The sequence below is a fragment of the Anaerorhabdus sp. genome, from assembly GCF_036637135.1.
Taxonomy (GTDB): Bacteria; Bacillota_I; Bacilli_A; order Erysipelotrichales; family Erysipelotrichaceae; genus Anaerorhabdus.
Genome location: NZ_JAVWNC010000082.1, coordinates 1 through 6,916, shown reverse-complemented (window position 1 = coordinate 6,916; position 6,916 = coordinate 1). Strand labels below are relative to the sequence as shown.

General features: G+C 33.1%; 7 protein-coding genes and 1 riboswitch. All 7 genes read right to left on the bottom strand.

Going from position 1 to position 6,916, the window contains the following annotated elements; translation table 11 throughout:
* Positions 1–108 precede the first annotated feature (108 nt).
* Positions 109–930, bottom strand: a complete 822-nt coding sequence (locus tag RR643_RS10780) for a type II secretion system protein (RefSeq protein WP_332483207.1) — start codon at positions 928–930, stop codon at positions 109–111.
* A gap of 101 nt (positions 931–1,031) precedes the next feature.
* Positions 1,032–2,033 (bottom strand): NAD(P)H-dependent glycerol-3-phosphate dehydrogenase, encoded by a 1,002-nt coding sequence (locus RR643_RS10775; RefSeq protein WP_332483206.1) that lies wholly within the window; start codon positions 2,031–2,033, stop codon positions 1,032–1,034.
* A gap of 5 nt (positions 2,034–2,038) precedes the next feature.
* Positions 2,039–3,346 carry a ribosome biogenesis GTPase Der gene (der, locus tag RR643_RS10770; RefSeq protein WP_332469846.1) on the bottom strand — a complete coding sequence of 436 codons (1,308 nt, stop codon included), beginning with the start codon at positions 3,344–3,346 and terminating at the stop codon, positions 2,039–2,041.
* 15 nt (positions 3,347–3,361) lie between these two features.
* Positions 3,362–4,021 (bottom strand): (d)CMP kinase, encoded by a 660-nt coding sequence (gene cmk / locus RR643_RS10765; protein ID WP_332483205.1) that lies wholly within the window; start codon positions 4,019–4,021, stop codon positions 3,362–3,364.
* Positions 4,021–4,857, bottom strand: a complete 837-nt coding sequence (locus tag RR643_RS10760; protein WP_332469848.1) for a hypothetical protein — start codon at positions 4,855–4,857, stop codon at positions 4,021–4,023. Before RR643_RS10760 ends, cmk begins: the two co-directional genes overlap by 1 nt.
* 70 nt (positions 4,858–4,927) lie before the next feature.
* On the bottom strand, positions 4,928–5,530 hold the full coding sequence (locus RR643_RS10755) for an ECF transporter S component (protein WP_332469849.1): 603 nt from the start codon (positions 5,528–5,530) through the stop codon (positions 4,928–4,930).
* A gap of 76 nt (positions 5,531–5,606) precedes the next feature.
* Positions 5,607–5,728: riboswitch (FMN riboswitch) on the bottom strand.
* Between the two features lie 82 nt (positions 5,729–5,810).
* The coding region (locus tag RR643_RS10750; RefSeq protein ID WP_332483204.1) for a flavocytochrome c at positions 5,811–6,916 on the bottom strand (1,106 nt) is incomplete at its 5' end.

Genomic DNA, 6,916 nt, shown 5'->3' with positions numbered 1-6,916 from the left:
CTTTTTTTGTTTTTATTGCAAATAAATAAAAAAAAGAGGATTGCTATAACTCTCCGCATCTCCTCTATTATAGCCAGTATAGTACTATAATTCTTTCTTAACTTTAACTTAGTAATCAACTTTACTGAACTCTGAAGAATTAAATTTATCTCTTATTTGCTGTGCAGATAATGTTTGAAATTCTGTAACACTTATATTGGTTTTGGATCCAACTCCATTGTATTTATACCATTGCCCTTGGTAAAATATTAGATTTGTACTCCATTGGCCATGCCCTGTAGAATCTTTGCTAGCAAATAATAATTCTGTTTTATTGTCAGTGAAATAAGGTTGATAATAGTATTTTGTCGTCACATCCAACTTTGCTGCTGCAAGTAGATTATTATCAATTGGAGGCCACTCTTTGTTACCATATAGACCTATAATCGCATTACGTAAATTCGTATTTGAAGCATCTACATATCTACTAATCAAACCATTTGTAGCTTTATTTACACAAGTATTTCTTTCATCATGCGTAGAATATACACCACATTTCTCAATTTTAATTAATAAATCATCCATAACTCCTGCAACATATTCATCATAAATTGATAAAGTACCCAATGTACTTATCTTATGATATGGGCACCACAAATCATCTAAATATTGTCTTCCATATTCATCCTGTGATTTAGGACATTCCGATTTACCTAAATAATATTTGCCATTACTATTACCTATTACAGTTGTCATAGAAACTGTTTCATCACTTGCTTTTGCTGTAAGATAAGCACGCTTAATAAGATTTAAATTATTCATACAAGTAACGCGTTGACTCTCATCAATAGCACCGGTAACTTGTGGAACTATCAACATACCTAAAACAGCCAATACCGCTATTACTACAATTAGTTCGACTAAAGTAAACCCCTTTTTTAATTTATTCATAATAAACACCCCTTAAACACTTATTAAGATACATATAGTATACCATTTTTTATACAATTATTTCTAATTAAAACCCAAGAACATTGAACTTGGGTTTTACGTTAAATTTCTTCTGATTTTAATTCACGACTCATTAAATCACGAATCGCTTCTGAGGGTCTTTTATTTTCATATAGTACTTTATAAACTTCTTCTGTAATTGGCATCTCAATTCCTTGTTTTTGAGCTTCCTCATAAACAACTTTTGCAGCCCGTACTCCTTCAACAGTTTTATGGTTGTTTTCCAAGAAATCAGTTGCTGAATTAGCTTTACCGATTTCAAAACCTGCTTGAAAATTACGAGAATGATGAGATGTGCATGTAACAATTAAATCTCCAACACCAGTAAGTCCTAAATACGTTTCAGGACGACCACCTTGCGAGATACCATATCGAGACATTTCAGCTAAACCTCGAGTCATTAAAGCAGCTCTTGCGTTATCACCTTGATTAAGACCAGAAAGAACACCACTAGCCAAAGCCATGACATTCTTTAAGGCTACTCCAATTTCCGCACCAACTACATCTGTATTACGATAAACTCTAAAGACATCATTCGAGAACAACTCTTGAACAAGAATTGCTGAATCTTCATTTTCACAAACAGCATTTACAGTTGTAAGCAAGCGCAATACAACTTCTTCAGCATGTGAAGGTCCAATTAATGAAACAACATCTTTTAATTTATCTTGATTCATAAATTTCTTAATTACAACAGAAAGTCTTTCATGTGTTTCTGGATGAAATCCTTTTGCTACATTTATTACAATTACTTTCTTTTCAAGTAAAGGATTAATTGTTTTACATACTGATTCAATCGCAATTGAAGGTACTGCTAGTAATACTAAATCTGCGTCTTTTACACAATTGATATCCGTGGTTGCAATTAGTTTATCACTTAATAGAACATCCTCACCAAAATATTTTGTATTCTTGTGATTGATATTAATATCTTGTACTTCGCTTTCATCTTTTCCCCAAATAATCGTTTCGACATTGTTGTCGGTTAACGTTTGTGCTAAGGCAGTTCCCCAACTACCACTTCCTAATATGCATACTTTCATCTTTATTATCCTTTTGCTCTAGCAATGATTCGGATTGGTGAACCATCAAAACCAAATGCCTCTCTTAATCTATTTTCTAAGTAACGTTTATAACTAAAATGCATTAGTTCAGGATCGTTAACAGATAAGATAAATGTTGGTGGCGCTACTGATACTTGTGTTGAGTATAACACCTTTAAACGCTTACCGTGAATTGCTGGTGCAGGTGTCATCATTTGTGCATCCATGATAACTTCATTCAATACATTCGTTGCAATTCTTAATTGGCTAAATTGATATACATCATGAATCATTGGTATTAAATCATGAATTCTTTGCTTTGTTTTTGCTGATACAAAGACAATCGGTGCATAACTCAAGTATAAGAATTCGGCACGAATTTTCTCTTTAATAATATTCATTGTTTTATCATCTTTTTCAACAGTATCCCATTTGTTATAAACAATAATAATTGGTTTCCCTGCTTCATGCGCATAACCTGCAACATGTTTATCTTGTTCAAGAATTCCTCTTTCACCATCGATTACAAACAATATAACATCACTTCGTTCAATTGCAGACAAAGCTCTTAATACAGAATATTTTTCTATATTTTCATATACTTTACCCTTTTTACGAATACCTGCAGTATCGATGATTACATAATCTTCACCATCTTTTGTAAATGGCGTATCGATAGCATCTCTTGTAGTTCCTTCAATATCACTAACTATAACTCGTTCTTCATTTAAGATAGCATTTACTATACTTGATTTACCAACATTTGGTCGACCAATACATGCAAAACGAATATATCCTTCATAATCTTCTTTTTTCTTTGCAGGAAATAATGAGATAACCTCATCAAGTACATCTCCCATACCAATTCCATGAACACCACTTACTGCAAACGGATTTCCAAGTCCTAAATTATAGAACTCATAAATATTTTCAATCTTTGATGAATCATCGATTTTATTTACTGCAAGAACCACAGGTTTACTTTGACGTTTAAGCATATTCGCAATATACTCATCATCATTAGTAACTCCTTCTTTACCAGACACAACAAAAACAATAACATCAGCTTCTTCAATCGCGATTTCTACTTGTGCCTTTATTTCTTCTTGGAAAGGTTGATCTAACAGTTGAATTCCACCTGTATCAATAACACGGAAATCTTTAGTTAACCATTCACCTTTACCATAAATTCTATCTCTTGTAACTCCTGGTGTATCCTCTACAATCGATAATCTTTCACCGATGAAACGATTAAAGATTGTTGATTTACCTACATTGGGACGACCTACAATTGCAACAATCCCATTTATCATTTCAAAACCTCATTTCTACGCTAATTTACTTTGAATAATTTCTTCAATCTTAGCTACTACCTCATCAATTGATAAGTCCGAAGTATCAACTTCAATACCATCATCTGCTTTTTTAAGAGGACTATGTTCACGATGACTATCTTGATAATCACGTGCTTCAATTTCTTTAGTTAATTCTTCTAAATTTGATTCTAATCCTTTTTCAAGGTTTTCTTTGTGACGTCGAAGTGCTCTTGCTTTAGCAGAAGCTGTTAAAAAGATTTTAACTTCTGCATCTTTAAGAACAACTGTCCCAATATCACGACCGTCCATAATAACACCTTTAGATTGAGCCATTTCTTGTTGTCTTTTAACAAGTTCTTTTCTCACTTGTTCAAGTTTAGAAACGTTACTCGCACCCATAGATACTTCATTTGTACGTATCTCATTTGACACTTGTTGACCATCTAGGTAAATTGAACCATCTGGTCTAAGTTCAATGATTGTATTTTTTATTACTTCTATAATCTTTGGTTCATCATCAATTTGAATTCCCATATTTAAAACTTTATACGCTACACAGCGATACATTGCTCCTGTATCTAAATGCGAATAATTTAATTTCTTCGCTAATACTTTTGCAATTGTACTTTTACCGGCAGCACTTGGCCCATCAATTGCAATATTAATCTTCACTAGATAATACCTCTATTTAATAGTAACCAATACCCAACAACACCAATAACAACTAATAACGCTAAAATCAAAATAACTAAAATGAAATTTAATATACGATTTGAGTTATTCACTCTTTCTTCCATTTGATCAAGATTTCCACGATAATGGTCTAATTGAACTTTCATTTTTGATGTTTCTTCCATTAGACGTTCTCTTTCAGATTTTTCACGATTGAATTTTTCTGCAAGATTAAATGGTAATGAAACTTCTTCATAATCTTCGTAATCCTCATCATCTTCATCAATTGGATTTGATGGAGAAACATAAGTATCATTTGGATATTCCTCTTCATTCAACATTTTACTTAATTCCATTGAAATTTGAGTATTCATCTTTGTATCTTGTTGAAGGAATGGTATATCTGTTGTTTCTTCAGTTAATTCTGTAAAACGATTAATTAAAGGTTCTTGAGTTGGATAACTATTCACTTCTTCAATAGTTGCTTTTGGTTTATCCCCTCTTAATTCTTTTAAAATGTTAATTTGTGTATCATCATTTAACATTCTACCTTTATCTTTGTTGTATTGTTTTACTTCTTGAATATATTCATCTAAATATTCATTGTTAAACGTTGCAATCTCTTCTCGTTCTTCTAGAAGTGGTTGTGCATCCAAATACTCATTACTTTTTAGTATTGGTTCATGACTTGGTCGAGTTCCAAGGTTAACATTATCAATTTTACTTAATCTTTCAGTAAATTGTGATAAATCCTTTGAATCTATTTGACCCTCTGCATCATTTTGCAAGTGTTCTCTAAGTTCTTGATATTTTGCTGTACGCGAATACTTTCCCATAAAAGCCTCCTTGTAATCATCACTATTATAACATAAATGAGCATTAAACATTGAATATTTTTCAATTAATCTATTTCTTAAGTAATGGTGAAATGTGTTTATATAAAACCATTGTTAATCCGGATACAACAATCACTTTAACAAGGTTAAATGGCGTTGTTGCAAAGAATACAAAGGTCAATTTATCATTGATAAATGGTACAATTGCACGACCCATATCAACAATCATATTTAAGTCCATATGAAAGAAGAATGAATATGCAGGAAGTAAAACAAAATAATTCATTAATAATCCCACAATTACCATAGCCAATCCTCCAACCGCAAGACCAAGAAAAGCATTTTTCTTAGATTTGTTTTTGAAATAAATTGCACTCGCTGGAACAACTAAAGAACATCCGATAATGAAATTTGCAAACTCTCCTACATAAGCAGTTGATGATGGTTTAAACAACATATAAAGTATAATCTTTAATCCTTCAATCAATACCGCAGCTAATGGACCTAAAGAAAATCCTCCCACTAATACAGCAACTTCACTAAGATCTATTTTATAGAACCCTGGCGCAATAAATGGAATCGGAAAATCAAAATACATTAGAATAAATGCGATGACGGCTAGAATTGCGACTCTAGCCATGGTTTTAATGTTGAATACTTTTTGAGTTGTCATTTTTATATCCTCCTTAATGACACTTTTCCAAAAGAAAAAGGTTTTCAACAAAACCTTAGGACGGCTAACAAAAAGAAGAAAACTTTCTTTCATCCAGACTTTACTGTCGCCACTGGAATTTCACCAGTTCATGCTATTACAAAATAGCGCGCGGGGTATACCGCCGGTCGGGAATTTCACCCTGCCCTGAAGTTTTATCACTATTAGTGTATGCTAACAGATGATTTTTGTCTAGTCTTATATAAAATAAAAAGGATGATTTTCATCATCCTTAACACAACTATTTAGTAGTGTATGTAGCAGCGTTTTGTCCAGCAATACGTCCAAATACAATAATATCTGCAACAGCATTACCGCCTAAACGGTTACCACCATGAACTCCACCAGTAACTTCACCAGCAGCATATAATCCTGGGATTACTTCGCCACTAGCATTCATTACTTCAGTGTTTGTATTGATTTCAACACCACCCATTGTGTGGTGAACTCCTGGAGCAATTTTTACTGCATAGTAAGGAGCAGTACTTAAGTCATATTTAACAGTTGCTAAATCATCACGACCAAAGTCTTTATCTTCACCAGCTTTAACCATTGCAACCCAGTTATCAAGTGTAGCTTGTAATGCAGCTTCATCAACTTCCATTACTTTAGCTAAATCAGCAACTGTATCACCCTTAAGCATGTAACCTTTGTTTACATAGCCTTGGATAACATTTGAATCATCAAACATTTTTTGGTCAACAATTAACCATGCTGCACTACCTTCTTCAGCAATAATGTTTGCACTTACAACGTCACGTGTTAATACTTCATTTGTAAAACGGTTTCCTTCGTTATTAACTAAGATAGCACCATCTCCACGTAAACTTTCAGTGATTAATGCTCCATTTGATTGTACTACAGTTGGATGAATTTGAATTTCAGCCATATCTACTAGATTAGCACCAACAGCTTCAGCCATTTTGATACCATCTCCAGTGATTGTAGATGCATTTGTTGTTACATAACCTTTAAGTTCAGGTTTGTATGATTCAACCATTTCAAGGTTTCCACCAAAACCACCTGTAGCCAAGATTACTGCTTTTGCATTAATTGTATAATCTGTATCAGCAGAGCTAGCTTTAACACCAACGGCTGTTCCTTCGTTCATTAAAATTTCTGTTGCTTCTGTTTCCATATAGAATGTTACATTATTATCTTTAGCAGCTTGTTCAAAAATTGGAACTAAGTAGCTACCTACAGATAAGATTTTTCCTGCTTCATCAACCGGTCTATGAGAACGATTAGTACTAGCTCCACCAGCTTTACCAACATCACTCAAATGTGCTCCAATTGAATCTAAGAAATCGATTGCAGATGCAGATTGTTCAGCTAATGTTTGAACTA